Origin of the sequence: Nostoc sp., assembly GCF_036916975.1 — a bacterium.
Classification (GTDB): Bacteria; Cyanobacteriota; Cyanobacteriia; order Cyanobacteriales; family Nostocaceae; genus Nostoc.
Genome location: NZ_JBALFF010000050.1, coordinates 44147 through 70833 on the forward strand (window position 1 = coordinate 44147; position 26687 = coordinate 70833).

Below are 26687 nucleotides of genomic sequence, written 5' to 3' on the forward strand. Positions count from 1 at the left end.
GTGGGTCATAATATCCATTCCGAAGAACGTTCACCCAAATCTAAAGGAATGCTAACAGCTTTGCCGAGGCGGGGGCGATCGCGTGTTTGGAAAATAAAAGTTTGTACCTGTGTTGACCCACCCAAGGCATGAAGATAATTAGCAATGGTGTCCAGATGGTCTTGGTACTCCGCCTCGCTCAAGGGAAAAGAAGCTTGCTCGAGGTATTTCCACATGACTTGCAAAAATATCTTTCCTTGTGTCCGTCGAAACTGGACATCATAAGAATATCCCCACTTATCAAGCAACATCTGACGTAATTCCTGTCCTGTCATAGCTTTTCTCAATCAGATTTTACATTTAGTTATGATGTTAAGTTCCGTGACTCCAGTATGATAAGGATATAAAGAAATGTAATGCTAACAGAAAAGATGCTTTTTATATCTTGGAACAAAGAAGTATGGCATCGTTGTGAGCGCTAGCATTTCGACTTAGACAAGAGTTCCTCAAGTATTAGTACTTTTGTCAAAATGCTTAACAAAATACACAAAGAGCGCGTAGACTATGGCTCAATTTTCTGAATCAGCAGACGTACCCGATATGGGGCGTCGTCAGTTCATGAATCTGCTTACTTTTGGAACTGTCACCGGAGTGGCTCTCGGTGTATTGTATCCCGTTGTCAAGTACTTTATTCCACCCGCAACCGGTGGTGCTGGTGGCGGTGTAACGGCAAAAGACGAGCTAGGTAACGATGTTAGCGTCGCTAAATTTCTAGAAAACCGGAATGCAGGCGATCGCAACCTAGTCCAAGGGCTAAAGGGAGATCCTACCTATATTGTGGTAGACAGCAAAGAAGCGATCAAAGATTATGGCATTAACGCCATCTGCACCCACTTAGGTTGTGTAGTCCCCTGGAACATTGCAGAAAACAAGTTTAAGTGTCCTTGTCATGGTTCCCAGTATGACGAAACTGGTAAAGTTATTCGGGGCCCAGCACCGCTGTCTTTACCTTTAGCCCATACCAATGTAAAAGACGACAAAATCGTTTTGACTCCTTGGACTGAAACCGACTTCCGCACCGGTGATCGAGCTTGGTGGGCTTAAATCAGTGCTGAGTTATGAGTGCTAAGTTCTGAGTCAGGGAGTAAGGAAGCAGAGGATCAGAGGGGCAAAAGAGCAGAGGAGATAATAGTAACTCCAAACTCCTAACTCCTAACTCCTAACTCCAAACTCATAACTCCTAACTCATAACTCCTAACTCATAATGACCAATGACCAATGACTAATTCAATCGTTGCCCTTATTAGAGATGAGAAATGTTTTCTTCAGAGCGAGGTTAACTCGCAGCGCTAGAGCGATCGTCAAAACATTGCTCATAGCGATCGCTACTGTGACATTTTACTTCACCAGCGATCTAGCCCTTCCCCAATCAGCTGCCGCCTATCCCTTTTGGGCACAGCAAACCTATCCCGAAACCCCCCGCGAACCAACCGGGCGGATTGTTTGTGCCAACTGTCACCTAGCAGCCAAACCGGCAGAAGTGGAAGTTCCCCAATCGGTGCTACCTGACACTGTATTCAAAGCTGTGGTGAAAATTCCCTACGATCTCGCCGCCCAGCAAGTTGGTGCCGATGGTTCTAAGGTTGGCTTGAATGTCGGCGCTGTACTGATGCTACCTGAAGGCTTTAAGATTGCTCCCGAAGATCGTCTTTCTGAAGAACTTAAAAAAGAAGTTGGCGACACTCCCTTCCAATCCTACAGCGAAGACAAAGAAAACGTCGTCATCGTTGGGCCTTTACCAGGTGAACAGTATCAGGAAATCGTCTTCCCTGTTCTTTCTCCAAACCCCGCAACCGATAAAAACATCCACTTCGGTAAATATTCAGTTCACTTAGGTGCTAACCGGGGACGCGGACAAGTTTATCCCACTGGCGAAAAGAGCAACAACACTGTTTACAATGCTTCCGCTACTGGCACAATTACCAAGATTGCCAAAGAGGAAGATGGAGACGGTAACGTTAAATATCTAGTCAACATCCAACCTGAATCTGGTGATGTTGTCGTTGATACGATTCCTTTAGGGCCAGAATTGCTCGTTTCTGAAGGGCAAGCAGTTAAGACTGGTGATGCTTTGACCGGCAACCCGAATGTCGGCGGCTTCGGTCAACAAGATGCAGAAATCGTATTGCAAGACGCTTCTAGAGTTCAATGGATGATTGCATTCATCGCTCTTGTAATGTTAGCTCAAGTTATGCTTGTGCTGAAGAAGAAGCAGGTTGAAAAAGTTCAAGCTGCTGAGATGAATTTCTAAATTCTCTGCTAAATTATTACTTGTAGGACAGGCATCTTGCCTGTCTTTTTTAATGTTATACCAATTCACGAAAATCCTGATATATATAGATTTATCGTAGAGGTCAGGCATTGCCCATTGGTGTCAACTTAACGTAAACGTCATGTCCAGCAAGGAACTGAAGTTCCTTGCTAATAGCAAAAGTCATCTGAAGATGACTAAATATATACCCAAAAATCTTTAGTCTACTTGAGTAGACTTTAGCTAAAAGCCAAAGAACTTTAGTTCCAGGCGGGTGAGTCAGCCAACAGTGAAGCTATTTCTTCTCTTTAGTTGACACCAATGGGCATTGCCATGCCCCTACCAGCGTATTTGTATCATTATTAAAATGAAACGGTATTAACTGCTAGTAAACTTTATGAACTCAATCATGGTTATTCATCCCTATAAGTTCGGCGAGATGTGGGTGTTTGACGATGACAATGTAGGTCTAGATCGAGAGCCTTTCGTGGCAGGTGCGGACGAAATTATTGAAAGAATGGTGGCACAGATTCCAGATGCAAAGTCAGGGTTCAGTTTGGTATTTTCTGCGTCTCCCTTTCCTGGCTATCAACTCAAGTTTGACTGGCAGCGTGAAGAATATGGAGGTAACTGGTATTACAGTCCAGATTTAGATCGGGAAGGATGGCTTTGCCCTGCTCTATTTAAGTATTTCGATGAGGCTCCTAAAGAATTTTACGCTCAATTCAAAGCGAAAATAAAACCATAATCTTGATGAAGATGACGGCATTATGATGAAACTTTTCCTTGACTTTTTGATCAAGGATGCTATGCAAAACCCTTATAAGCTAATTCCTTATACTCAAGAAATGAGCGATGAAATGGATGATTTACTAGCTGATATAATTATAGATTAATGCCTTTTTTATCAATTCATTAGATGAGGTAATCTAACAATTCTGTAAGCAGGGCAAACGCATCTTGTCAACAAGAGCCTCTAAATGACTTGCTACCGTAAATCAAGTCTTCCAGCTTATATCTAGCTCAAGCTGTAATTTAATTACCAAAAATCTAACTCAAGCTGTAATTTAATTCCCAAATGAAGCGCCCAATATTTCTCATCAGATGCTCAATAAAAACGATGTCTACGACTGGCTACGCCTACGCGATTTGGAACTTATCGTAATTCCTTAGCCTCCCAGTCATAGCGATCGGATTTTGAGCAATATTATTGAATCTAGGCCGAGGTTGGGTTGAGGAACGAAACCCAACATGAGCAAGACTTTGTTGTGTAACGCTTACGTTCTACCCAACCTACTATTCTATGTTTTGGCTATTTACCTTCCTCATCAATACCATGCGGAGTTCTTAAAAAGATTTTGATAATTTAGTTACTAATTTTGTGAACATCCAGAATTTATTGACAAATATCTTTTATAAAAAGTACTATATAAAATATATTGGTTTGTAACTAAGTTACAGAAAAACCGATAAAAGACAAATGAATAAATAGCGTTATATTATAACACAAAAAAACCGTTTTTAATTAATATTTTATATTGATAATAATGGTTTATTTTACTTGCTTTTAGAGCCTATTGCTGCTAGACTAATTAGCATCAGTGGACTGTTTGAGTAAATATTTTTTGGCTAATTGATTTTCAACCATTAAGTATATGGTTATGGCAGCTAAACCTATTAAGGTAGTCTGCATATAAAGCCATATTTACTTCCTTGGTTTATCCTCAATTTGCAAGCACCAAGCATATTTTATAAAGTGGGATATCCCAGGTTTATTATTTCTGATAAAAAATAAAGCAAAAAAATGCTCCTGGTGTTGGTATTCCAAGCAGTCCAGAAGCCATTAAATAATAGATAAAACCATGATACAATACCCCCAACCTTTTGCTACACGATTGCAGCAAAAAGAGAATCATGCCCAAATTGAAAAAGCCATCCTGAAAATTCCAAAAGTACTGGAAGAAAATAAGAGACTGAAGATTTGGTTGAGGGTTTTGCAAAACGCTCAACCTGCACTACAGCAATTTCTATTACAACAAAGCCAGTTACTGCGTTTTGACCGACTAGAGGCTGTAATTTCTGTTCCTGAAGGCTATCGACCACAGGAAAAGGAAAAGTCCCTCTCGATAGAGGCGGTTTTCGGGAAGGTTGGTCATCCCGCAAAAGTTCGCTTTATATTCAAGCCAAATCCCTAAATTGATTAATGCGATATATACTTTAGTTCCAGAGGGTGAGCAATACACCCTCTTTTTGATGTGCAGTACCTACAACTTAAAACAAGGTTAAATTAAATCTAGCCCTGGTTGAGTTGAGGTATCCGACCATGACAGCCTCAGTAGAGTATATCCCCATTACGCCGATTGAGTACCCAGATGAGGATGGTAAGCCGATGGCTGAAGGAGATATCCAGTTCAGTTACTTGGCTTATGCAATAAATGCGCTACGGATTTATTTTCAAAATCACCCAGATGTATATGTGGCTGGTAATCTATTTATTTACTACGAAAAAGGTTATCCAGAATCAGTCGTAGCCCCAGATGTATTTGTGGTGTTTGGAGTGGAAAACCGTGACAGACGCTCTTACAAAACCTGGGAAGAAAATAATCAAACTCCAGATTTTATCCTAGAGATTACCTCAAAAAGCACCCGCAGCAAAGACCAAGGTGCAAAGAAAGGAATTTATGCCTTTCTAGGAGTGCGTGAATATTTCCAATATGACCCCACGGGCGATTATCTCAATCCCCAACTCCAGGGTTTACACTTGGTCGATGGGAATTATTTTCCAGTAGCAGCCAATACCCTGGCAGATGGTATAGTATCTCTACCCACTGAAGTTTTAGGGCTAGAGTTACGCCTGGAAGCAGGAAAACTACGTTTTTACAATCCAGCTACGGGTCAAATACTGCTAACTCATGAAGAGGAAGTAACAGCACGACAAACCGCAGAAGAGAAAACGCAAAGATTAGCTGCTAAACTTCGAGAATTAAATATCGATCCAGATAGCCTTTAGCTAAATCCGGTAGTGTTAATAAAATAATCGGGTGAGTATGATTTACCCACCCTAATTATGCTTACTGAATTAGACAATAATCTCAAAGTTCTCCATTAATCTTACGCCTGATGATTTCCATCTGAGCTTGCATATCAGCTTCTGTCACAGGCATAGGATAGCCTTTAGAATTAGGGTCACGTTTGCTCATTAAAAAACGTAGAGCCTCAATGTCTTCGCGGTTTTCCACGACGTAAGCTCTCAATTCTGTAAAACTCATTTGCTCATAATTCTGGTTCATTGACAAAATCCCAGATTCCATTACTTAGTACAATGACTTGGAGTTCATCTCCAGCTAGGATGTAAACTTGCCCTGTTTTGTCGTCAAATCGAAATAAGCGGATGTCTTTATACAGATTTGACAGCATTTGACAAACCCGTATACAGGCTAAGGCTTGCTCTGTTGTTGGTAAAATAAACGCTCCTCACTACTAATATAAGGTGGGCATTGCCCACCTTACTACTGTTGATTATTTTTCGTGAGACTATAGCGGACGATAGACGCGATAGTTGATTTCGGGGAAGATATTATCAATTAACTCGACTTTTTCTAGCCAGCCACTGTCAACTTTGCCGATTTTCACGTCTTCATAGAGCTTATTAAACCGCATTAGGTGCGATCGCGTCCGTCTAATTGCATAGGGTACCATTGTTCCCGTCCGCATAATAAATGCCCAGTCAGAAGATTGTGCTAATAACAATTCCCGGGCCGCTTGGTTAAGCGCTTTCAACTGCAATTCATCCTCTGGTTCCAAATACGATATTTCAATCATCCGTTCAGCAGCTTTGTGCAAATGCGGATAAACCCACGCGTTCGTTTCATTCAACCAATATTCGTGGAAACCCTTGAAACCCCAACTCGACTGCGAAGGACGACAAACTTGCTGCGTTGGCTGTTCCCGCAAATAGTCTGCTAAATGGGTCATTTGATATGTTTTTTGGTCATACCACGACTTGCGGAATAGGTAATCGATAAACCAGGGGCCTTCATACCACCAATGTCCAAATAACTCTGCGTCATAAGGCGAAACGATAATTGGCGGGCGCTGCATTATACCATAGAGATGCTCAGATTGCCGCTCTCGGTTATACATAAAGTTATCAGCGTGTTCTGCGGCCTTTTCCCTAGCCCAATAGGGATCGTAAAGTGCCTTATCTGAAAGTCCTAAGCCACGCCCAGTAATCTTATGATACTTAATACCCGTATTTTTTCGTTGACCATTGGGCATGATGTAGGGTTTGATGTACTCATATTCTGCTTCCCAGCCCAAATCTTTGTAAAATTCTCGATATTCTGCCGCCCCAGGATAGCCTACTTCAGAAGACCATACCTGTTGGGAAGATTCATGATCTCGTCCAAAGACAGCAACACCAGTTTCCGTATAAATTGGGGCATAAGTGCCAAAGCGCGGACGGGGACGGGCGTAAAGGATGCCATGCCCATCAGTGAGGAAGTAACGTAACCCAGCATCGGCTAGCATCCGCTCTAAACCTTCATAGTAGGCGCATTCCGGCAACCAAATGCCTCTGGGCGGTTGTCCAAAGGTTTGTTCGTAATGTTCGCAAGCTACCCGAATTTGCGCCCACACCGCCTCTGGATACATTTTCATCAACGGTAAATAACCGTGAGTAGCGCCGCAAGTGATGATTTCCAGGTTGTTACTGTCTTGGAACTGCTTAAAAGCTGTTACCAAGTCACCTTGATTGCGTTCCCATATTTGACGCGCTTCTTTAAACTCAGTAATGTAATGTTCGGCTAAATAACGAAGATGTCCGTTGTTGACATTATGTTCTGCTTCTAGTGCTATAAGTTCTTCTAGCTGGGTCAAGTGTGCGTCATAGCGTTCTTGCAGCAGAGGGTCACGAAGCATCGACACTAGAGGTGGTGTCATACTCATCGTGATTTTAAAGTCGATACCGTCTCGCTTTAAGCCTTCAAATACTTTTAATAAAGGGATGTAGGTTTCTGTGATGGCTTCATAGAGCCATTCTTCCTCCAGCACGTAGTCACTTTCCGGGTGACGAACGAAGGGCAAATGTGCGTGAAGTACAAGCGCGACGTAGCCGATAGCCATAGTGATTTTGGGGTGATACTTGTAAGTTGAAGGTCGAGAGGTTTGGCTGAAATTAACAATATTTTAAGACTTTATGGGGATTGTAAGGTAGATTTATAGCAGTTTTCAATTAATTTAAAAGCCTTCTATTTCTCAGAATATTTGCTCAGGATCAATACCTGCGGTTCGCAAGCGTTCTGCCAATATTGCAGCCCGTTGACGTTCTTGTTCTAGTTGTTGATTTGCTTGCTGTAACTGTTGATTTGCTTCTTCCTCTGGTAACATCACCAGCTGTCTATCTGGTGTAAAAAACCGTAATTTGCCCAAAGATACTGCCAAATACAGCCCTAACTGCTGACTCCACAACCAACCTGACTCAGTGGGTACAATGTCTTGATATTGCCCATCAACTAAGTGAAATCCCTGTAATTCTAGGTTATTTGGGTCAAACCAGAAGTAATCTGGAGTGCGAAATGTATTCTGGTAAATTTGTTTTTTCAAACCTTTATCAACCGAGGCAGTGGAATCAGATAACATCTCAATAATCACATTGGGATATTTACCGTCTTCTTGCCAGACAACCCAGCTTTTGCGGTCTTTTTTTTCTGTATCTAAAACCAGAAAGAAATCAGGCCCTCGAAATTCTTCTGATTTTTTCTGGTTAGGACTGAAATAAATGGTCAGGTTGCCGGTAGCATAAAAATCTTGACGATCGCGCCACCACCATTTAATCAGGCGGATGAGTAAATCGATTTGTTCGCGGTGTAAATCAGATTCCAAAGGGGGTTCGTCACTATAGATGTCGCCTGGTGGGAAAATTATACTCTCATTGACATCAGCTTGAGAAGCAGTGGCTAAAGGTTGAGACATAGCGATCGCCCTTTTTGTCTTTATCCTATTGTGACTGAGCGATCGTTTTCAACACAAAGAAATATCGCACTCAAAGCAGATAAAGTTTTCTTTTTAGAATATTTGTTCAGGATCAATACCTGCGGCTCGTAAGCGTTCTGCCAATATTGCAGCCCGATGACGTTCTTGTTCTAGTTGTTGATTTGTTTGCTGTAACTCTTGATTTGTTTGCTGTAACTGTTGATTTGTTTGCTGTAACTGTTGATTTGCTTCTTCCTCTGGTAACATCACCAGCTGTCCATCTGGTGTAAAAAAGCGTAATTTCCCAGACTCAACTCCTAAATATAAATCTAGCTGCTGACTCCACAACCAACCTGACTCAGTGGGTACAATGTCTTGATATTGCCCATCAACTATGTGAAATCCCTGCAATTCTAGGTTATTTGGGTCAAACCAGAAGTAATCTGGAGTGCGAAATGTATTCTGGTATATTTGTTTTTTCAAACCTTTATCAACCGAGGCAGTGGAATCAGATAACATCTCAATAATCACATTGGGATATTTACCGTCTTCTTGCCAGACAACCCAGCTTTTGCGGTCTTTTTTTTCTGTATCTAAAACCAGAAAGAAATCAGGCCCTCGAAATTCTTCTGATTTTTTCTGGTTAGGACTGAAATAAATGGTCAGGTTGCCGGTAGCATAAAAATCTTGACGATCGCGCCACCACCATTTAATCAGGCGGATGAGTAAATCGATTTGTTCGCGGTGTAAATCAGATTCCAAAGGGGGTTCGTCACTATAGATGTCGCCTGGTGGGAAAATTATACTCTCATTGACATCTTTTACACTAGCGGTGGCAGCAAGCGGCTGAGACATACAAGATACTTTTTCTATTTATATTCATGCTACCGTGACCGACCTTTGCATAGAAGCGCGTAGCGCAGCCCGTCGTAGACATCGCACTGCTTATTCCTCATCCCGATATAAATCCTGCAAGTCCTGTAACTGAGTCTTGCGGGAAATTCGGCGATATTTTTTACTTTCTAGCTTGGGTTCGTATTGACTCTGCCCTTTGCCTTTGCTTTTGCTTTTTAACTTCATGGTAGATTCAGGATCGGCTTGTTGGTGCAGCTGATTTTCATGAGCGATCGCAGCATCCAAAAATTCTAAATAATGTTCATATCGTTCCCAGTCTCCCCGTACCGCACACTCCGGCTCGTCTCGATGCAGACAATCGCTAAACCGACAGCTAGCAACTGCTAACCGCTTTCGGGCTTCTGGGAAATAATGGATTAATTCTTCTGGGATACAATCCATATCCGGCTGATTAAAGCCGGGGGTATCTGCCAACAAACCACCGCTAGGCAACTCAAATAATTCTATATGGCGAGTCGTATGACGACCACGAGCTAGTTTGCCAGAAACTTCTCCTACTCGCAGTTCAAGAGAATTAATCAGCGAATTAATCAGGCTAGATTTACCCACGCCGGAAGGGCCAGCAATTACAGTAATTTTATTGCTCAAATATCTGGCTGCTTGCTCAGTATTTATACCATCTTTGACGCTGATAAATATTGGTTGATAGCCCCAACCAAGAAGGCGATCGCTAACTTGTTGCTGTTCCTGCTGTGAAATTAAATCACTTTTATTCAAACATAAAAGCACATCCAAACCAGTAGACTCAGCTTTAATCAGAAACCGACTTAGTTGATAAGGTTCCAAAGGCGGATCGGCAACGGCAAATACCAATAAGATTTGGTTGACATTGGCGATCGCTGGACGATCTAATTCGCTTTGGCGGGGTAAAACATCAGCGATCGCTCCCCGTCCCCCAGCCCAATCTGGTTCTTCTACCACAACGCGATCGCCCACCATCACCTGTTGTCCGATTTTTTTCAGGCGTGTTCGGCGAGTACAGAGAAGCAGGAGATCAGGGGGATGGGGAAGATGAGGAGGATCTTGCTCCCTCATCTCCCTCATCTCCCTCATCTCCCTCATCTCCCTCATCTCCCCATCCTCATCCAGCTGTACTCGGTAAAAATTAGCCTGTACAGCCACCACTGTACCCAATAACTGTCCAGTTGCAGCAAAATCCTCTGTCATTGGCTAGCAACTGGACGGCGGACTAACAGAGAAAAATAACTATTACAGTCTGTAATTTGTTCCACCTGATAACCTGCCATTGTCAGACTATCGGGAACCTGCTCAATCGGCTCACCAGGGTCTAGCCAGACTTCTAGTAAACCTCCCAATGGCATTTTCTCCAGACGTAATTTTGTCCGCACAAAATTAATTGGGCAAGGAGTGCCGCGTAAATCAAGTTGAGCATCAGGAGTTAAAAGAGAAGAGGGCTTCATTACTTAAATAAATTTCCCAAGAATCCTTCTAGACCACCTTTTCCAGTGCGATCTCCCTTAATTTTAGCCAGCTTCTCCAACAGTTCCCTCTCCTCAGGGGTGACCTTGGTGGGAATATCAATTAATACTGTCAGCATGTGATCCCCTCTACTAACGGGATTACCCAAACGGGGTACGCCGCGATTTTCCAACTTCATCACCGTATTCGGTTGGGTTCCAGCCGGAATAATCAGTTCCACAGGGCCATCTACCGTATCTACCTCTAACCGACAACCTAAAATCGCTTGCAGGTAGCTAAGTTTGATTTCAGAGAGAATATTAATGCCATCCCGTTGGAATTCCTCGTCCTCATTTACGAACAAGTAAACGTATAAATCCCCAGGGGGACCACTGCGTTGGCCGGCATCTCCTTCACTAGAAATCCGCAAGCGTGTGCCATTATCCACCCCAGCCGGAATGGTAATTTTGAGTTTCTTTGTGACTTGATTTGCGCCCTTACCATCACAGGCATCACACTTATCTTCAATTACCATCCCTGTCCCATTGCAGGTGGGACAAGTCGAAACTTGAGTGAAACTGCCAAAAGGTGTTCTGGTGACACGGCGGACTTGACCAGATCCGCTACAAGTCGAACAAGTCCGGGGGCGGGTTCCAGGTTTAGCACCAGAACCGGTACAGACTTCACAATTTTCTAGATGGGAAATGCGAATTTCTTTTTCCCCGCCAAATACCGCTTCCCGAAAGTCTAACTTCAGGTCTAGCCGTAGGTCATCACCCCTAGCAGGCCCACTGCGCCGTCTTTGTTGCGTAGGATTACCCATACCGCCAGCAAAGCCACTAAAAATGCTTTCAAAGATATCGGCAAAACCACCCATATCGCCGACATCTTGGAAACCTGAGCCAGCACCTGATACACCCTCTGGGCCAAAGCGATCGTAACGAGCGCGGGTTTCTGGCTCTGAGAGTACCTCATAAGCGCGGTTAATTTCTTTAAAGCGATCCTCCGCCCCGGGTTCTTTGTTCACATCTGGGTGATACTTCCGGGCTAAACGGCGATAGGCTTGTTTGATTTCTTCTTTGTCGGTGTCACGAGAGACACCCAGGATTTCATAATAGTCGCGGGCCATATAGCAAAGGTAAAAGTTAGAAGGAAGAAAGCAGAAGGTGAGCCTGCGCGGTCTTGGGGGTTCCCCCCATAAGCGACTGGCGAACCCGGAGGGCAGTAGAACGTCACGGTCACTTGCTACCCTACGGAAAGTGAAAGTGTTTTGCCTACAGATGAAGCAACACAGTATTTTTTAGAGAGCGGCTTGCCGAAGGTTTGGCAGAAGATAAAATTAATTTTTGTTAATAACTGATTTTACCCTTTACCTTTTACAAAAATCACCGACAAATCTTGAGCAACAGTTGCTTTTCTCGTGGGAGACGACAAAAGCGATAAAAGTTAGCAGCAGGTGAAGCCTATGCTAAGACTTTCCACTGCCGAGTCGGCTGTCTCTTTTTCAATTGTGCTACGTAGGAGAGGAAAACCCCGCCCATCAACAGAGGGGCTAGCCGCACCTAATGGTGTGGAAAACCACCCTTATGCAATGGAAGTGCATCTGAACTGGCACATTGCCTAGCCCACAGTAATTTGCTTCTACAATCTAGCAAACTGCTGGGGTCTTGTGAAACTTCACTAAATTTATAATCTAAATATATAGATATAGTTTAGAACAGGGGAGGCAGGGGAGGTAGGAAAGAAATAACTAATGACTAATGCCCAATGCCCAATCCCTTAGGACTTACGCTTTCAAGGCACTGAAAGCCTTGATTTCTCGTAGGGGCAATTCATGAATTGCCCCTACATTTCGTACTTGATGCGTAAGTCCTATCCCTAATCTATCGCCTCATAATCAACTTGGGCAGTACTTTCTTCGTCAAAATCAAAGTTGAATTGTGGTATTAGTGTGCCATTCATTGGTGAGTCTACTTCTGGGGTAAAGAGATTCGCTGAAGCCTCTTCAGTCTCCTCATTTTGGCTGTTAGCTCGATTGTAGACATCAGCACCAATTGCAAACAGGGTTTGTTGGAAGTCGTCTAAGCGCTGCTTAAATTCCACAGTGGAAATACTAGAATCAATCATTGCAGCTTGGAGTTGTGAAACTTTTTCACTGGCCAAAGTTTTCATTTGCTCGCCGATAAAGTTGCTATTATCCTTCATCGTGGATTCGTAACTGAATAACAGATTATCTGCTTGGTTTTTGAGTTCAACCAGTTCTTTACGTCTTCTATCTTCGTCGGAAAACATTTCGGCCTCTTGGCGCATCCGTTCGACTTCGTTGGTACTCAAACCACCTGTATTGGTAATCCTGATACTTTGTTCTCTACCTGTACCTTTATCTTGGGCAGAAACCTTCAAGATGCCGTTGACATCAATTTCAAAGGATACTTCAATTTGCGGTACCCCACGGGGCGATGGGGGAATTCCTGCTAGAAGAAACTTGCCGAGACTCTTGTTATCTCGTGACATTGCCCGTTCACCTTGGAGAATGTGAATTTCTACCGAGGTTTGTCCATCAACTGCTGTGGAAAAAATTTGTGACTTACTAGTGGGAATTGTGGTGTTGCGTTCAATAATTTTCGTGAACACTTCACCCAAAGTTTCAATTCCCAACGACAGAGGAGTGACATCCAATAGTAAGAGATTATCAACTTCGCCGCCCAACACACCTGCTTGGATAGCCGCTCCCAATGCTACCGCTTCGTCAGGGTTGATGGAGCGATCGGGGGCTTTGCCATTGAAAAACTTAATTAGCGCGTTTTGGACTGCGGGAATACGGGTAGAACCACCTACCAAAATAATCCGATCTATATTTTGTGGTTTGAGATCCGCATCTTTGAGCGCTTGGATCATTGGTTCGATGGTACTTTCAATTAAATTAAGTGCCAGTTCTTCAAATTTAGAGCGGCTCAGTTCCATCTCCAGATGCTTTGGCCCGGTGTCATCAGCCGTGATAAACGGCAAGTTGACGGAGGTATTCATCATGCTGGAGAGTTCAATTTTTGCCTTTTCTGCTGCTTCCCGCAAGCGTTGCAGTGCCATTTTATCTTGGGAAAGGTCGATTTTCTCTTGTTGCTGGAAGCGTTCCATCATCCAACGGACGATCGCATTATCAAAGTCGTCTCCACCCAGTTGATTGTTACCACTAGTCGCCTTAACTTCAAAAACGCCATCCCCAAGTTGCAGGATCGATACGTCGAAGGTTCCGCCTCCCAAGTCAAATACTAAAATTAGCTGTTCTTGGTCTTGCTTGTCCAATCCGAAAGCTAAAGCCGCAGCTGTTGGTTCATTGATGATTCGCAAGACTTCTAATCCTGCAATTGTGCCAGCATCTTTAGTTGCTTGTCTTTGGGCATCTGTAAAATATGCTGGTACGGTAATTACTGCCTGAGTCACTTCTTCACCCAAGAAGCTTTCTGCATCCTGCTTAAGCTTTTGCAGGATCATCGCGGACAATTCTTGTGGCGTGTAGTTTTTTGAGCGAATTTGGACATCAACGGTATCGTCTCGACCTTTGACACAGTTGTAGGGGACGCGATCGCGTTCTATTTCAGTGTCGTCCCAACGCCGCCCGATAAATCGTTTAATACTGTAAATTGTGTTTTCGGCATTGGTTACGGCTTGGCGCTTTGCCAATTGACCAATCAAGCGATCGCCACTCTTGCCAAATCCCACAATACTTGGAGTAGTTCGTCCACCTTCAGAATTGGAGATCACCAGTGGTTGACCGCCTTCCAAAACTGCGACGCAACTGTTAGTAGTGCCTAAGTCGATCCCAATAACTTTTCCCATAATTATCAGTATTTTTACCGAGTTTTTTGCTGTAGTATGTCGCGGACTAGCTCAAAACTTCAGCATATAGAAATGGGGAAAGTAGGGGAGCAGGGGGAGATGAGGGAGATAAGGGAGTAAATTCCTCCTTATCCCCCTCATCCTCCTCATCTCCCTCATCCTCTCCATCCCTCAATAATGATGCTCGTCCTTGCTAGAACCCAGGCACTTTCGGTCAGCGAGGCGAGCGATTACAGCTTAACTGAAGGCTTGACTCGACTGATCTTCTGGTGCAGAAGGGCTATCTTCCTTGGGAGCAGCTACTTTGACCATTGCATGGCGTAGCACGCGATCGCCCAAGTAATATCCGCGCACTAACTCTTCTAACACTGTTCCTTCAGGATGTTCATCCGTAGGTTCGCGCATTACTGCTTCATGGAGGTTCGGATCAAATTCTTGACCTTCAGGACGCATTGGTGATACACCCAAGCGCTTCAGGCTATCTACCAATTGTTTGTAAACGCCTTGGTAACTTTTGTGCATGGTCATTTCGCCTTCAGATTGGGGTTTGAGGTGCGATCGCGCCCGCTCAAAATTATCGACCACTGGCAGCAATTCCAGAATCGTGTTCCGCTTCATCAGCGTCTCTAACTCTTCTTTTTCTTTGCTGGTACGTTTCCGGTAATTCTCAAAATCAGCAGCAATCCGCATATATTGAGTACTACGTTCTTCTAGTTGCGTTTTGAGAGAGTCGATTTGTTGAGTCAGTTCTGCCAAAGCTGCTGTTTCCATTCCAGTTTTCTCACTTGCAGCGACGCTATTTTCTGGATTGAGATTAGCCGTATCCCCCGATATATTGGTTTGGGCTGCCACTTGCTCTGTCACCTCGTTACCAGATTCATTGAAATTAATTTGGGCTGGGGAGTCACTCTTCATTGCTTACTTTACCTCTGTTGGTTCACCCAATTGCTGGCTTGTATTGTTTATCTGTTTATTTTCATCCATTATTGTCTACTCATTCCAGATGCTTTTTATGGCAGTGTATCTCCCCAGCTTGCAACCGTCGTCATCCACGACTTGCCAGTGAGGCTGATTTTGTTGCCGACAAGTTTCTGAAAATGATGTAACCGTTTTCTTATTGTGACAAATGGTGAACACCTTAGCCCAGACCCCACTAAGGCGGGAACCCGAACGAGTAATTTACAAGGTAGCGCTGAATGTGACTCGCCCCTGATCTTATTTGAAAATATCTTTAATTTTTAATTCAAAGTAAAGCGACGTGACTCAGGACTTTTTTGAGAAATGAGAATTCTGTCTCACAGCCTGGGAATACTTTAACCAGAGGTTTCCCCAAATCAATTGCTCATTTATGAACTCGTCACCACAACGGCGCAGTACCGCTCTAACTACCAGAACAGAGTTTTCGCCCTTTGGCAACAAGCTAGTGCAATCTGGCTATGTCAATACCGAACAGATGAGGCAGGCACTAATTGAAAGCCGCAAATCTGGCAGACCCTTAACCGAAGTACTAGAGTCAATCACTGGGCAACAACTATCACCTGAGTTGCTCAGGCAATATAAAAAACAACAGCTATTTGAACTAAAAATACTATACGGTGTTGAATTCCTCGATCCGGAAGTCAATTCTTTTGGCAACACGGAGATGGCGAACCTGATTGAAACCCTCATCCCAGTGGATATTTGTCGTCGCCACCGTTTAGTACCACTATCGAAACACGAAGACCAAACCCCGCCCTCAGTTTTAGTGGCGATGGTCACTCCAGATAATCTAGAGGCTTCTGATGATCTAAATCGCATCTTGCGCCCCCAAGGCTTGGCGTTGCAGCGCATGGTGATTACACAAGAAGACTACCAACAGCTAATCAACCAATATTTGGATGAAATGGCTGTTAAGCAAAAGCACCTAGAACGAGAAAACGCTACAGATATTAGTCAGGATTTAGAAAATCTCGGAAATCTCGATATTGAGGATGCTCCTGAAGAAATGGAGGCTGATCTAGGGGCAGCGATGAAGGGTGCAGAAGATGCCCCAGTTATCAACCTAGTCAATAGAATCCTGGCTAAAGCCTTGCATGAGGGCGTTTCTGACATTCATATCGAACCGCAAGAAGAAAATTTACGCATTCGCTTTCGGAAAGATGGCGTACTGCGTGAAGCTTTCCCCTCAATGCCGAAAAAAATCATCCCGGCGGTGACAGCCCGATTTAAAATCATCTCCAATCTAGACATTGCTGAACGCCGTCTACCCCAAGATGGACGCATCCGGCGGCTGTTTGAGGGACGTAAGGTGGACTTTCGGGTGAATACCTTGCCTAGTCGCTACGGGGAAAAGGTGGTGCTGCGGATTTTGGATAACTCCTCCACCCAATTGGGATTAGATAAGTTAATTACCGATCCAGAGACTTTGAATATTGTCAAGGATATGGTCAGCCGTCCTTTTGGTCTAATTTTGGTAACTGGGCCAACTGGTTCGGGGAAAACAACGTCGCTATATTCTGCATTATCAGAAAAAAATGATCCCGGAATTAATATCAGTACTGTAGAAGACCCCATTGAGTATAGTCTTCCAGGGATTACTCAAGTACAAGTAATTCGAGAAAAAGGGCTGGATTTTGCTACCGCTCTACGGGCTTTCTTGCGACAAGATCCAGATGTGCTGCTGGTGGGTGAAACGCGGGATAAGGAAACGGCAAAAACAGCAATTGAAGCTGCCTTAACCGGTCACTTGGTATTAACTACCTTACATACCAATGATGCCCCAGGTGCGATCGCTCGTTTGGGAGAAATGGGGATTGAGCCTTTCATGGTTTCTAGTTCCCTAATTGGCGTTTTAGCTCAACGTTTGGTGCGGCGTGTATGTTCTGAATGTCGTATTGCCTACACTCCTACAACCGAAGAATTGGGTCGTTATGGTCTATCAGCTTCCTCAGATGTTGAAGTTACCTTCTATAAGGCTAACACCTTGACATTAGATGCGATCGCTGACGCCAAAACCAAAAATCAGCTTTGCTCAAAATGTAACGGGATCGGCTACAAAGGGCGTTGTGGTGTTTATGAAGTCATGCGAGTCACCGAAAACCTCCAAACTCTCATCAACGAAGATGCACCCACGGAACGCATCAAGGAAGTGGCAATAGAAGAGGGCATGAAAACCTTGCTGGCTTACAGTTTGGACTTAGTGCGCCAAGGTTCCACCACTCTAGAAGAAGTAGAACGAGTGACCTTTACTGATACTGGTTTGGAAGCCGAGTTAAAAGCCAAACGCAAGACTGGTCTTACCTGCCGAACTTGCGATGCCACATTGAAACCAGAATGGCTCGATTGTCCTTATTGTATGACATCTCGGTTTTAAGGCTAATAGTCATTGGTCATTAGTCATTGGTCGATGGTTAGTAACTTTAAACAAATGACAAAGGACAAATGACAAAGGACAAATAAAACATTAAAAGGAAGCAGAACTATGGAAATGATGATTGAAGACCTGATGGAGCAGTTGATTGAATTGGGTGGCTCCGATATGCATTTATCCGCAGGTTTACCTCCCTACTTCCGCATCAGTGGCAAACTTACCCCCATAGGTGAGCATGTATTGACAGCCGATCAATGTCAAAGGCTGATTTTTAGTATGCTCAACAACACCCAGCGTAAAACCTTAGAGCAGAACTGGGAATTGGATTGTTCTTATGGTGTTAAGGGTTTGGCTCGCTTTCGGGTCAATGTCTATAAAGAACGTGGTTCTTATGCTGCTTGCTTACGGGCATTAAGTTCTAAGATTCCTAACTTTGAAAAATTAGGTTTGCCAGATATCGTGCGGGAAATGACAGATAAGCCCAGAGGGCTAATTCTGGTGACAGGCCCTACAGGTTCGGGCAAGACTACTACCCTAGCGGCAATGATTGATTTGATTAACCGCACCAAGGCAGAGCATATTTTAACGGTGGAAGATCCAATTGAATTTGTCTACGAACCAATTAAAAGCTTGGTTCACCAACGACAACTGGGTGAAGATACTAAGAGTTTTGCTAATGCTTTGAAAGCAGCTTTGCGGGAAGATCCAGATATTGTTCTGGTGGGGGAAATGCGCGATTTGGAAACGATTTCTTTGGCGATTTCGGCAGCAGAAACAGGACACTTGGTATTTGGTACTCTCCACACTAGTTCTGCTGCACAGACAGTTGACCGGATTATCGACGTTTTCCCCCATGAAAGACAAACCCAGGTGCGGGTGCAATTATCTAACTCATTAGTAGCGGTATTTAGTCAGACTTTGGTATCCAAGAAAAACCCTAAACCCGGTGAATATGGTCGGGTGATGGCTCAAGAAATTCTGATTGTTACTCCTGCTATTTCCAACTTGATTAGAGAAGGCAAAACATCTCAAATTTACTCGGCTATTCAAACTGGCGGCAAATTGGGAATGCAAACTCTGGAGAAAGTTTTAGCCGATTTTTACAAAGCAGGAACCATTTCTTTTGAAGCGGCGATGTCTAAAACTTCTAAGCCAGATGAAATCCAACGTCTCATCGGTACTTCTGTACCACCGCAGGCAGCAGGTGCGAAACCTGGTGCGGCTGCTAAAGCGCATTAAAGGAATTGGGGGGATGAGGGAGATGAGGGAGCAGGGGAAGAAGCAAGGGAGCAGGGGAGAAGAATTTTCCCCTCTGCCTCTTACCAATGCCCACTTGCCCTGAGCGGAGCCGTACCCCTCCGGGGATCTTGCTACGCGTAGCGTCTCCAAGAGTTCGGATGCCTAATACCCAATAAATAACAACTATTTTGAATTGATTTATGCCAACCTACGTTGCCCGTGTTCGGGATTCTCAAGGAAAATCCCGAACAGAAAAAATTACTGCTAAATCCTTGGTGCAAGCTCGTACTAATCTTAGAGAGCAAGGTTTTGTAGTCCAAGAACTCAAACAATTTCAAGGATTTCTGCCAAGTTTTGACATAAAAAAAATCCAGAATTCCTTTGTTAAGGTTTCTGTGAAAGACAAAGCCGTTTTTTCTCGTCAATTTGCCGTTTTGATGAATGCGGGAGTTGCGATCGTTAGAAGTCTGGGGGTACTTTCTGAGCAGTGTAGTAATACTAAACTCAAACAAGCCCTAATTGAGATTAGCAACGATGTGCAAAGCGGAATGAATCTTTCAGAGTCAATGCGGAAGCATCCTGACTGCTTTGATGGATTATATGTGAGTATGATTCAAGCTGGCGAAGTTGGTGGTGTTCTAGACGAAGTATTGAATCGTTTAGCCAAGTTGTTAGAAGATGTTGCCCGCTTACAAAACCAAATTAAATCAGCATTGTCTTATCCAAGTGTTGTAGGTTTTATCGCACTTGCGATCTTTCTGGGTATGACCATTTTTCTGATTCCAGTTTTTGCAAAGATTTTTACAGAAATCGGAACTACATTACCACCTCTCACGCAATTTTTGATGGATGCTAGTCTATTTTTGAGAAGTCCGAAGGTTTTCATACTTATCGCTTTTCTTGTAGGAGCGAAAATTGCTTATTCACAATACAGTAAAACTCCTATCGGTCGCTTAACAATTGATCGTCTTTCCCTGAAGTTGCCATTGTTTGGTGATTTAATTCAAAAATCTGCGGTTGCCCGTTTCAGCCGGACTTTTGGTTCTTTGACTCGTTCAGGTGTACCAATTTTAACTTGCTTAGAAATTGTCCGAGATACATCAGGAAACGTAGTAATTGCCAATGCCATAGACGCAGCCCGCATAGAGATTCAACAAGGAGGTATGATTAGCCTTGCTTTACAAAAAGATAGCGTTTTTCCAGCTATGGCAATTCAGATGATTAGTATTGGAGAAGAAACTGGAGAATTAGATGGAATGTTGATGAAAGTTGCCGATTTCTATGAAGATGAAGTCGAGCAAGCAGTAAAAGGAATGACCAGTATTTTGGAACCAGTTATGATTGTATTTGTAGGGGGAATGGTTGGAACCATTTTGCTAGCAATGTATTTACCGATGTTTAAGGTATTTGAAAAGATGGGATAGAGAATTAAAATAATTCGTAATTCGTAATTCGTAATAGAGCCTCCGGCACGCTGCGCGGTTTTCATGGGCTAAAGGGCTGTACGTCAATTTTGTTTTGTAATGGGCATTTAACCCCAATCGCATTACTTCCCGGTTTTAGAACCGGGGGACTTAAACCTACGGAACTAGTTAAAAGTTAAGAGTTAAGAGTTATAAGTTACGAGTTAGGAATTAAAACTTTTAACTCCTAACTCCTAACTCCTAACTCCTAACTACTAACTCTTAACTTATCACTATTTAATAAAGTATGATTGTGCAAAAATCTCACTACGAAGCGAGTTTGGCAGAGTACAGCAATCATCTAGCTGCGATCGCCTTACTAAAGCAATATCGGCCATACTTGGAGATGATTCCTAGTTTGCGCCGTCCAGATGAAAGTGTCATCACTATCCCCTTACCAATTGTCCGTCTTCGCAATACTGCTACAACAGTCTCACAAACGATTTGCTTACCTTGTGATGTGGCAATTTTGATGTGCGATCCTGAGTGGAAAATCAAAACTGGAGCAGAAATTTTAGTCTTTATTCATCGTCCTGATGAAGACTTTTCTGATTTGTTAGGACGTTGGCGACAAACTCAAGTTTGGCTAGACAATGATTATGAGTGGTTAATGCCTCTCCGTTACAGTCATATTTTGAGTGAAGGAGCTAATACTATATATCCTCTATTTGTCGTTTTTAGTGAGACTTTAGAACGCATCCAAAGAGGACTCATAGGAGCCGAACTCCCATTTATTCTACAAACAGCAGATTGGCTGCTTGAGGAGAATTTCACAGATATTTTTTCTCCAGAAACTCCACCAGCTTAGAAAAAGTTAGAAGTTAACACTGAAGATTTTTAATTTATAAATCGCAAATTTGGTGCATATTCAAAAGCTCTAAATTTGTGATTTTATATTTTTAACTCCTAACTCCTAACTCCCAACTCCTAACTCCCAACTCCTAACTCCCAACTCCTAACTCCCAACTCCTAACTCCCAACTCCCAACTCCTAACTCCCAACTCCCAACTCCTAACTATTACCTAACAAATTGGGGCATAATTTCGGCAGCAGTGAATATTCCATAAATGCCGCGTTGGTGCAATTGTCTACCAGCTTTGAGATAGCCAAAGGCAGGGCCGCATACATTAGCTGCCATGCTGGTTTCATCTCCTAGAGTAAAGGTATGGGTGGAAATCTTACCTTCAAAGGTGCGCCCTGTTACCTTAACGTTGGTGCTGATGGGCTTTTTAGAATTACGAGTATCGACTACACCACCAACAGTAACGCGATCGCGCCCCACTATTCCCGCTACCTCTAGCATCACATCATCAGCGTGTTCCATATTTGTCAAGGTAAGCACACCATTAGTTTTATCTAGTAGTGCTTCTACTTCTGCGTCAGTCATTGCCCTAGCGGTTTCCACTGTGTAACCAGGGATATGGCCAATGTCTTCCCTAACGGTGGCACGGTAAGCTTCCCAGTTGGCAATTCCCACTCCGAAGGTGATTTCGACTTGATGAATTTCGGCGTAGCTTTGGGCGGCTAATGCGGCTGCGGCGGTTAACAATCCGGGTGTAGCACCACAGCCTGTCATGTAGGTAATTCCGGCTGCAAGTAGTTCTTCTTTCATCGCCAGTAGTTGTTCTACAGCAGTGGTGCGCTTAATCGCATCCACTAGCACGCCACGCCAACCAGATTTAATAAACTCTTTGGCTACAGAGGGAATAAAATCATTTGGTAGGTTGGGTAAAGCCAGAAAATACCCATCGACCGATTGAGCTATTTCGATTAAATCCTGAATACTTTGATTTGTTAACGTACCGACTGGCTCTAAATGACCTACCGAACCTTGGGACTGGTAGGTTGCAATGCATTGTTGAGTATTTAAACCTTCAGCAGCGTAAGCGTAACCTTTTTGATCTGCTGCGGCGACTAAAATCATTTCCTGTTTAGCAGCAAGTAGCTTGGCGGCGGCTTGTCCGAGTCCACCAAAACCTAGTACTCCTATGCGGATGGCTGGCGAAATATTTAGAGAATTTTTGACTTTTTCGGAATTCATAGTCAATTGGGTTAAGTTGAATCAAAAGCCTTTAGCATTCGGCATCTCAGCTTCCGGCTTATAACTGGCGGCTGATGGCTGATAGCTCAAAGCTATAAAGGTTAATTATGATTCATTATCCTGGGTTCTTTGGCTGACTGATGTTTTTTTTATGTAAGCTACCTCTACAGTATCAAAAATACTTTCCCAGTCTTAGCCGTGAGCAAGCGATTCCTTCGGAGAGCTTCGCTAACCCAGCACTGGAATTAGCATTGATCCAAGAAAACCCAAAATTTGCTGATATTTAAAGGTTAAAGCTTTTTTATATTCTGGCGATCGCAGTCTAAAAATCCCTTTACTGACAACAGCAACATCAAGCTAAGTTGTCTATTTCTCGGCAGTCATCACCACAACCGCGCCGAGGTTTGAGAAGGTGTATTATGTGCAACCTGAGTTCCCCTTAAATCAATGGGGACAAATGATCTGTCAAACTAATCAAACACAGGCGGTTAAACTATATCGAAAAGCATTGCTTTCATCAAAATGGTTAACCGTTTACTGATGACTGTTAACTGATAACTGTCAACCACCAAGTATTATGTATAATTACAATCCCTTAGACTGCCTACCTTCATCGGCGGAATTACCAGATTCTGATGATACCCCTGTGGATAACGAACTACAAATATTAATTCCTAATTTATTGTTAGCCATCTTAGCCTCGATTTGGCAAACCCGTGATGACTGGTTTTTCGGTATTAATATGGGAATTTACTATACACCATTACAACCAGCTATAGTCCCCGATGGGTTTTTGAGTTTAGGTGTTGAACGTTTTGTTGGAGAAAACGGACGTTCTAGTTACGTTTTCTGGGAAGAAGAAGGGATTACGCCCATTTTAGCTTTAGAAGTGGTTTCTCAAACCTACAATGGCGAATATGAACAAAAGAAAATAGACTATGCCCAATTAGGCATTTTATATTACGTCATTTATGCACCAACGCGGCTACGTCGTAAGCGTCAACGTTTAGAAGTTTATCGCTTAGTTGAAGGTAAGTATCTTTTAGAACTCGGCGATAAAATTTGGATGCCGGAAATTGGTTTAGGTATAGGACGAGAACAGGGTACTTATCAAGGAAGAACACGAGAATGGCTGTTTTGGTATGACCAAAATGGTGACAGATACCAAACTCCAGAAGAGGTAAACGCACAACAGCAACAACAGCTAGAACAAACTCAGCAGCAGCTTCAAGAACTTTTAGCCAGATTACAACAACAAGGAATTGACCCAACTTTACTATGAACTACCCCGCAAGCAACGCGAAAAAGTTAGATCATCGTGAAATGAGCTTTCTTGAGCTTTCTTGAGCAGGGGGGTAAAGAAAAAATAGTAATTGCTACTACAAATCGTCCATAATACACTTAATTTATTTCTCTTCCCCTGCCTCAAGAGCCTTCGCGGCCTCCCCATCTCACTGTTAGAGCATTGCTCCCAACTACCGCTGGCTCAAACTTTCGCACAGCCAGAAGTAGTTTATTATCTGACTTTTATACCTGCACAAGTCAGATAAAACCTATTACCTTCTAAGTTTTGTTGACTGTGATTGGGTGTTAGTGTGCTTTAAATAATCAGAAACTATCTCTCCTACTTCCTCTTGCTTCTGCGTATACCCACCATATTGCTGTACGCTGACACCGCGCTGCATCCAACCTACCTGGAAAACCTTAAGAGAATAAGCTAAATCTCAAGGTAATGATAAATTTTTTCAATAAAATTTATATTTTTGTAAATTGCCTTGCTGGCTATATTACCTCTAATGCTTATATTTAGGACTTTTGCCGCTTACTTGGCAAGCTCAGTAGTTACCTTGACTAATCGATGAGGTTAAGAGAAACTAACTAAAGACTGATGTACCTGCTTACAAAATTAATAATTTTTGTAAGGATTTTGAGATATATATGTTGAGAGATGGAACATTATTTAACAAATGGTAAGTTTATATCTAAGTAAAAATGTTCCTACGGCTATATTTGTAGCCTTCTGCTAAAGCAGTAGAATTTAAGCGTACTTATCGTGGTTGGCCAAGAACATGGAGACATTAGAGTTCATAATCTATCCAGACGGTCGGGTACAAGAAAAAGTCACTGGCATTGTGGGTACTTCTTGCGCTGAAGTTACAGCAGCAATAGAGGCACAGCTGGGGCAAGTACTTGATCATGAGCCAACCTCAGAATATTTCGCCGCCAAGGTGCAGCAATCTAATGTGGCGAATACACACACCACTTACAGCGATTGGTAAGTTTTCACAGTAGTTTAGTGTAATTAATTCACAACCACCATGTCACACTTTAGCCAAATTAAGACTCAAATCCGTAACCTTGATTCTTTGAAAGATGCTCTGACTGAATTGGGCGTAGACTGGAAACCTGGCCCACGCGAAGTCCGTGGCTATCGCGGTCAAACCCATCCTGCGGAAGTTAGTATTGAGCAGGAAAATGGCTATGACATCGGTTTTAGATGGAATGGCAAAGAATATGAACTGGTGGCTGATTTGCAATATTGGCAGCAAAACCTATCTGTGGATGGATTTTTACGCCAGGTAACACAGCGTTATGCTTATCAAACAGTTGTGAAAGAAACCGCGCGTGTTGGTTTTGAAGTCTCTGAACAACAAAAAAATGAAGATGGTTCAATTCGCCTGGTAGTACAGCGCTGGAGTGCGTAATGGCTGATTTTCTGCCGTCGCTGGAAGAACAAGAAGATCGTTCGCGTTTGGAACCAGAATTAGGGGGTTTTTTACGGGATGCCCCAGAACGTTCTGGTTTAGAACCGGAATTGGGTGGTTTGCTGCGCCAAAATGGTGTTTACGTTGACGAAATCACCTGTATTGGTTGCAAGCATTGCGCTCATGTTGCACGTAACACCTTTTACATTGAACCAGATTACGGGCGATCGCGCGTGGTTCGGCAAGATGGGGACTCTGAGGAAATTATTCAAGAAGCAATTGACACTTGTCCGGTTGATTGCATTGATTGGGTTGATTACACTGAACTGAAAAAATTAGAACAAGAACGCAAATATCAGGTAATTCCTGTAGTGGGTTATCCGGTGGAACACGCAGTTGCTGCTAGCGAACGTCGGCGTAAAAAGCAAAAATTAAAAACCAAAAAATCCCGTTATTAAGATAAAAACGTTAAATCAAGATAATAAAGGACTGGTATATCCAGTCCTTTTGCTTTTTGCCATACTAAACCTTATCTAAGTTGAGAACCGTAGTTTTCACCCTCTCCCTCTATATCTGGGTTTTCTCTATCCATCTGTCGCAATCATTTTTCAAATTGGTATAAATCACATCAAATGGTAAAAATTAGTATTGTTTGATATTCCTAAAAGGGATTTTTGTTTAAGTCCCATTAATCCAAAATCGGCAATCCAAAATCCAAAATTGTTATGCCTACCTTCATTTTAAATTTAGAGGGTCGTGTTGTGAAAGCAATTTTTCTACTTTTGCCTCGTCTAACCTAGCGGTTAATCTTCTAGTTTCATGCAAATCTCTAGTAGTTTTCGCTAAAGTAAAAGTTGAGCCAACAGAGAAAGCCAAACCCATACCCATAAAGCCTTTTACCCAGCTATTTACAGGTAAGTTTACAATACCGAAGGTGGTCATAGAAATAGAAATTACAAAAGCTGCCCAAGTTTGAATAACCCAAGCTGAACTGTCTTTTTGAGTACCAATTGTTTGCATATTTCCTTCCTTTGATATGAGTCATTTATACCAATTCATAATTCACAATTCGTAATTAATAAAATTCAGATTTAATCTGGATTACCAGACTTGTATCTATAGTTTGATTTTGAAGAATTGGTGTTAACAGTGATTGTATAGATTGGTAGGTTTACTGGTATTAATAGTAAGACCAGTTTGGTAACTGGACTCCAAAAAACAAGTTTAAGAGCAATTGGAGTAAGTACAAACTGGCACAAGGTTTGTACCAGTTTTACAAGTGGCATTAAACTGAAATCTTGCACCATTCTCGATAAACTAACTAGTAGTCTGTCAAGTTGAAATATACCATTTTAAATGGCGTAAGCAGCTTGGAATACAATTATGCGTGAATGCGTGCCTTGCGTTACTAGTCCGCCTCAGACTTAAGTCTAAGGCTAATAGCCCAAGTCCACTC

Annotated in this window: 26 protein-coding genes and 2 pseudogenes; 15 read left to right on the top strand and 13 right to left on the bottom strand. The window is 42.9% G+C overall.

Annotated elements, in window-relative coordinates; translation table 11 throughout:
* Positions 1-5: 5 nt before the first annotated feature.
* Complete coding sequence (locus V7K73_RS11365) at positions 6-314, bottom strand: DUF3067 family protein (RefSeq protein WP_334879939.1); 309 nt, start codon at positions 312-314, stop codon at positions 6-8.
* A 229-nt stretch (positions 315-543) separates the two neighbouring features.
* Here V7K73_RS11365 and petC point away from each other — a divergent pair, with 229 nt between their 5' ends.
* The 5 genes from petC (at position 544) to V7K73_RS11390 (ending at position 5300) form a co-directional block, all read left to right on the top strand.
* Complete coding sequence (petC, locus tag V7K73_RS11370; RefSeq protein WP_334879941.1) at positions 544-1083, top strand: cytochrome b6-f complex iron-sulfur subunit; 540 nt, start codon at positions 544-546, stop codon at positions 1081-1083.
* Between the two features lie 205 nt (positions 1084-1288).
* Positions 1289-2290, top strand: a complete 1002-nt coding sequence (gene petA / locus V7K73_RS11375; protein ID WP_334879943.1) for a cytochrome f — start codon at positions 1289-1291, stop codon at positions 2288-2290.
* Positions 2291-2687: 397 nt separating this feature from the next.
* The gene (locus V7K73_RS11380) at positions 2688-3038 is read left to right on the top strand and encodes a DUF6717 family protein (protein ID WP_334879945.1); all 351 of its coding nucleotides are present in this window, start codon (positions 2688-2690) and stop codon (positions 3036-3038) included.
* Between the two features lie 1114 nt (positions 3039-4152).
* The gene (locus tag V7K73_RS11385; RefSeq protein WP_334879946.1) at positions 4153-4485 is read left to right on the top strand and encodes a hypothetical protein; all 333 of its coding nucleotides are present in this window, start codon (positions 4153-4155) and stop codon (positions 4483-4485) included.
* 128 nt (positions 4486-4613) lie between these two features.
* Positions 4614-5300 (top strand): Uma2 family endonuclease, encoded by a 687-nt coding sequence (locus V7K73_RS11390; RefSeq protein WP_334879948.1) that lies wholly within the window; start codon positions 4614-4616, stop codon positions 5298-5300.
* An 82-nt stretch (positions 5301-5382) separates the two neighbouring features.
* Here V7K73_RS11390 and V7K73_RS11395 read toward each other — a convergent pair whose 3' ends face one another.
* The 8 genes from V7K73_RS11395 to dnaJ form a co-directional block, all read right to left on the bottom strand.
* Positions 5383-5580, bottom strand: coding sequence for a DUF6887 family protein (locus V7K73_RS11395; protein WP_069070282.1), 198 nt, complete (start codon positions 5578-5580; stop codon positions 5383-5385).
* Complete coding sequence (locus V7K73_RS11400; protein WP_442936755.1) at positions 5564-5755, bottom strand: DUF6888 family protein; 192 nt, start codon at positions 5753-5755, stop codon at positions 5564-5566. The genes V7K73_RS11395 and V7K73_RS11400 overlap by 17 nt, the downstream gene beginning before the upstream one ends.
* 69 nt (positions 5756-5824) lie before the next feature.
* Positions 5825-7414 carry a glycoside hydrolase family 57 protein gene (locus V7K73_RS11405; protein WP_334879950.1) on the bottom strand — a complete coding sequence of 530 codons (1590 nt, stop codon included), beginning with the start codon at positions 7412-7414 and terminating at the stop codon, positions 5825-5827.
* 132 nt (positions 7415-7546) lie between these two features.
* On the bottom strand, positions 7547-8263 hold the full coding sequence (locus tag V7K73_RS11410) for a Uma2 family endonuclease (protein WP_334879952.1): 717 nt from the start codon (positions 8261-8263) through the stop codon (positions 7547-7549).
* A 93-nt stretch (positions 8264-8356) separates the two neighbouring features.
* Positions 8357-9118, bottom strand: coding sequence for a Uma2 family endonuclease (locus V7K73_RS11415; RefSeq protein WP_334879954.1), 762 nt, complete (start codon positions 9116-9118; stop codon positions 8357-8359).
* A 90-nt stretch (positions 9119-9208) separates the two neighbouring features.
* Complete coding sequence (gene rsgA, locus V7K73_RS11420; protein ID WP_334879956.1) at positions 9209-10345, bottom strand: small ribosomal subunit biogenesis GTPase RsgA; 1137 nt, start codon at positions 10343-10345, stop codon at positions 9209-9211.
* Positions 10342-10599: a sulfurtransferase TusA family protein gene (locus V7K73_RS11425; protein WP_334879958.1), complete on the bottom strand. Its 258-nt coding sequence runs from the start codon at positions 10597-10599 to the stop codon at positions 10342-10344. Before V7K73_RS11425 ends, rsgA begins: the two co-directional genes overlap by 4 nt.
* A complete protein-coding gene (dnaJ, locus tag V7K73_RS11430) occupies positions 10599-11726 on the bottom strand; it encodes a molecular chaperone DnaJ (protein ID WP_334879960.1) in 1128 nt (375 codons plus the stop codon). Before dnaJ ends, V7K73_RS11425 begins: the two co-directional genes overlap by 1 nt.
* Positions 11727-12062: 336 nt before the next feature.
* On the opposite strand from dnaJ, the gene V7K73_RS11435 reads away from it, so the two are divergent.
* On the top strand, positions 12063-12221 hold the full coding sequence (locus V7K73_RS11435) for a hypothetical protein (protein ID WP_334879962.1): 159 nt from the start codon (positions 12063-12065) through the stop codon (positions 12219-12221).
* A gap of 254 nt (positions 12222-12475) precedes the next feature.
* On the opposite strand, the gene dnaK is transcribed toward V7K73_RS11435, so the two are convergent.
* Both dnaK and grpE read right to left on the bottom strand, forming a co-directional pair.
* Positions 12476-14434, bottom strand: a complete 1959-nt coding sequence (gene dnaK, locus V7K73_RS11440; RefSeq protein ID WP_334879964.1) for a molecular chaperone DnaK — start codon at positions 14432-14434, stop codon at positions 12476-12478.
* Between the two features lie 237 nt (positions 14435-14671).
* Positions 14672-15421: pseudogene (gene grpE / locus V7K73_RS11445) on the bottom strand (nucleotide exchange factor GrpE).
* Positions 15422-15782: 361 nt separating this feature from the next.
* Between grpE and V7K73_RS11450 the strand changes: the two are divergent.
* The 4 genes and pseudogenes from V7K73_RS11450 (at position 15783) to V7K73_RS11465 (ending at position 21293) form a co-directional block, all read left to right on the top strand.
* The gene (locus V7K73_RS11450) at positions 15783-17786 is read left to right on the top strand and encodes a GspE/PulE family protein (RefSeq protein ID WP_334879966.1); all 2004 of its coding nucleotides are present in this window, start codon (positions 15783-15785) and stop codon (positions 17784-17786) included.
* A 105-nt stretch (positions 17787-17891) separates the two neighbouring features.
* Positions 17892-19022, top strand: a pseudogene (locus tag V7K73_RS11455) (type IV pilus twitching motility protein PilT); the annotation flags it as partial.
* Between the two features lie 200 nt (positions 19023-19222).
* Entirely contained in the window at positions 19223-20446 is a 1224-nt protein-coding gene (locus V7K73_RS11460; protein ID WP_334879970.1) for a type II secretion system F family protein, read from the top strand.
* 286 nt (positions 20447-20732) lie between these two features.
* Positions 20733-21293, top strand: coding sequence for a hypothetical protein (locus V7K73_RS11465; protein WP_334879972.1), 561 nt, complete (start codon positions 20733-20735; stop codon positions 21291-21293).
* A gap of 210 nt (positions 21294-21503) precedes the next feature.
* On the opposite strand, the gene bioU is transcribed toward V7K73_RS11465, so the two are convergent.
* Positions 21504-22526 carry a (S)-8-amino-7-oxononanoate synthase BioU gene (gene bioU, locus V7K73_RS11470; protein ID WP_334879974.1) on the bottom strand — a complete coding sequence of 341 codons (1023 nt, stop codon included), beginning with the start codon at positions 22524-22526 and terminating at the stop codon, positions 21504-21506.
* A 140-nt stretch (positions 22527-22666) separates the two neighbouring features.
* Between bioU and V7K73_RS11475 the strand changes: the two genes are divergently transcribed.
* The 5 genes from V7K73_RS11475 to V7K73_RS11495 all read left to right on the top strand — a co-directional run bounded on the left by V7K73_RS11475 (position 22667) and on the right by V7K73_RS11495 (position 25689).
* Positions 22667-22813 carry a hypothetical protein gene (locus V7K73_RS11475; protein WP_334879976.1) on the top strand — a complete coding sequence of 49 codons (147 nt, stop codon included), beginning with the start codon at positions 22667-22669 and terminating at the stop codon, positions 22811-22813.
* Between the two features lie 290 nt (positions 22814-23103).
* Positions 23104-23808, top strand: coding sequence for a Uma2 family endonuclease (locus tag V7K73_RS11480; protein WP_334879978.1), 705 nt, complete (start codon positions 23104-23106; stop codon positions 23806-23808).
* A gap of 787 nt (positions 23809-24595) precedes the next feature.
* Positions 24596-24805 (top strand): DUF2997 domain-containing protein, encoded by a 210-nt coding sequence (locus V7K73_RS11485; RefSeq protein WP_334879979.1) that lies wholly within the window; start codon positions 24596-24598, stop codon positions 24803-24805.
* Positions 24806-24844: 39 nt separating this feature from the next.
* Positions 24845-25231 (top strand): DUF1257 domain-containing protein, encoded by a 387-nt coding sequence (locus tag V7K73_RS11490; RefSeq protein WP_334879981.1) that lies wholly within the window; start codon positions 24845-24847, stop codon positions 25229-25231.
* Positions 25231-25689, top strand: coding sequence for a ferredoxin (locus V7K73_RS11495; RefSeq protein ID WP_334879983.1), 459 nt, complete (start codon positions 25231-25233; stop codon positions 25687-25689). The genes V7K73_RS11490 and V7K73_RS11495 overlap by 1 nt, the downstream gene beginning before the upstream one ends.
* 277 nt (positions 25690-25966) lie before the next feature.
* On the opposite strand, the gene V7K73_RS11500 is transcribed toward V7K73_RS11495, so the two are convergent.
* Positions 25967-26251: a YiaA/YiaB family inner membrane protein gene (locus V7K73_RS11500; RefSeq protein ID WP_190727886.1), complete on the bottom strand. Its 285-nt coding sequence runs from the start codon at positions 26249-26251 to the stop codon at positions 25967-25969.
* Positions 26252-26687 lie beyond the last annotated feature (436 nt).

What these genes read in the sequence shown, in the direction of transcription:
- V7K73_RS11365 (WP_334879939.1), bottom strand. Translation starts at nt 314, where the DNA reads ATGACAGGACAGGAATTACGTCAGATGTTGCTTGATAAGTGGGGATAT.
- petC (WP_334879941.1), top strand. Translation starts at nt 544, where the DNA reads ATGGCTCAATTTTCTGAATCAGCAGACGTACCCGATATGGGGCGTCGT.
- petA (WP_334879943.1), top strand. Translation starts at nt 1,289, where the DNA reads ATGAGAAATGTTTTCTTCAGAGCGAGGTTAACTCGCAGCGCTAGAGCG.
- V7K73_RS11380 (WP_334879945.1), top strand. Translation starts at nt 2,688, where the DNA reads ATGAACTCAATCATGGTTATTCATCCCTATAAGTTCGGCGAGATGTGG.
- V7K73_RS11385 (WP_334879946.1), top strand. Translation starts at nt 4,153, where the DNA reads ATGATACAATACCCCCAACCTTTTGCTACACGATTGCAGCAAAAAGAG.
- V7K73_RS11390 (WP_334879948.1), top strand. Translation starts at nt 4,614, where the DNA reads ATGACAGCCTCAGTAGAGTATATCCCCATTACGCCGATTGAGTACCCA.
- V7K73_RS11395 (WP_069070282.1), bottom strand. Translation starts at nt 5,580, where the DNA reads ATGAACCAGAATTATGAGCAAATGAGTTTTACAGAATTGAGAGCTTAC.
- V7K73_RS11405 (WP_334879950.1), bottom strand. Translation starts at nt 7,414, where the DNA reads ATGGCTATCGGCTACGTCGCGCTTGTACTTCACGCACATTTGCCCTTC.
- V7K73_RS11410 (WP_334879952.1), bottom strand. Translation starts at nt 8,263, where the DNA reads ATGTCTCAACCTTTAGCCACTGCTTCTCAAGCTGATGTCAATGAGAGT.
- V7K73_RS11415 (WP_334879954.1), bottom strand. Translation starts at nt 9,118, where the DNA reads ATGTCTCAGCCGCTTGCTGCCACCGCTAGTGTAAAAGATGTCAATGAG.
- rsgA (WP_334879956.1), bottom strand. Translation starts at nt 10,345, where the DNA reads ATGACAGAGGATTTTGCTGCAACTGGACAGTTATTGGGTACAGTGGTG.
- V7K73_RS11425 (WP_334879958.1), bottom strand. Translation starts at nt 10,599, where the DNA reads ATGAAGCCCTCTTCTCTTTTAACTCCTGATGCTCAACTTGATTTACGC.
- dnaJ (WP_334879960.1), bottom strand. Translation starts at nt 11,726, where the DNA reads ATGGCCCGCGACTATTATGAAATCCTGGGTGTCTCTCGTGACACCGAC.
- V7K73_RS11435 (WP_334879962.1), top strand. Translation starts at nt 12,063, where the DNA reads ATGCTAAGACTTTCCACTGCCGAGTCGGCTGTCTCTTTTTCAATTGTG.
- dnaK (WP_334879964.1), bottom strand. Translation starts at nt 14,434, where the DNA reads ATGGGAAAAGTTATTGGGATCGACTTAGGCACTACTAACAGTTGCGTC.
- V7K73_RS11450 (WP_334879966.1), top strand. Translation starts at nt 15,783, where the DNA reads ATGAACTCGTCACCACAACGGCGCAGTACCGCTCTAACTACCAGAACA.
- V7K73_RS11460 (WP_334879970.1), top strand. Translation starts at nt 19,223, where the DNA reads ATGCCAACCTACGTTGCCCGTGTTCGGGATTCTCAAGGAAAATCCCGA.
- V7K73_RS11465 (WP_334879972.1), top strand. Translation starts at nt 20,733, where the DNA reads ATGATTGTGCAAAAATCTCACTACGAAGCGAGTTTGGCAGAGTACAGC.
- bioU (WP_334879974.1), bottom strand. Translation starts at nt 22,526, where the DNA reads ATGAATTCCGAAAAAGTCAAAAATTCTCTAAATATTTCGCCAGCCATC.
- V7K73_RS11475 (WP_334879976.1), top strand. Translation starts at nt 22,667, where the DNA reads ATGTTTTTTTTATGTAAGCTACCTCTACAGTATCAAAAATACTTTCCC.
- V7K73_RS11480 (WP_334879978.1), top strand. Translation starts at nt 23,104, where the DNA reads ATGTATAATTACAATCCCTTAGACTGCCTACCTTCATCGGCGGAATTA.
- V7K73_RS11485 (WP_334879979.1), top strand. Translation starts at nt 24,596, where the DNA reads ATGGAGACATTAGAGTTCATAATCTATCCAGACGGTCGGGTACAAGAA.
- V7K73_RS11490 (WP_334879981.1), top strand. Translation starts at nt 24,845, where the DNA reads ATGTCACACTTTAGCCAAATTAAGACTCAAATCCGTAACCTTGATTCT.
- V7K73_RS11495 (WP_334879983.1), top strand. Translation starts at nt 25,231, where the DNA reads ATGGCTGATTTTCTGCCGTCGCTGGAAGAACAAGAAGATCGTTCGCGT.
- V7K73_RS11500 (WP_190727886.1), bottom strand. Translation starts at nt 26,251, where the DNA reads ATGCAAACAATTGGTACTCAAAAAGACAGTTCAGCTTGGGTTATTCAA.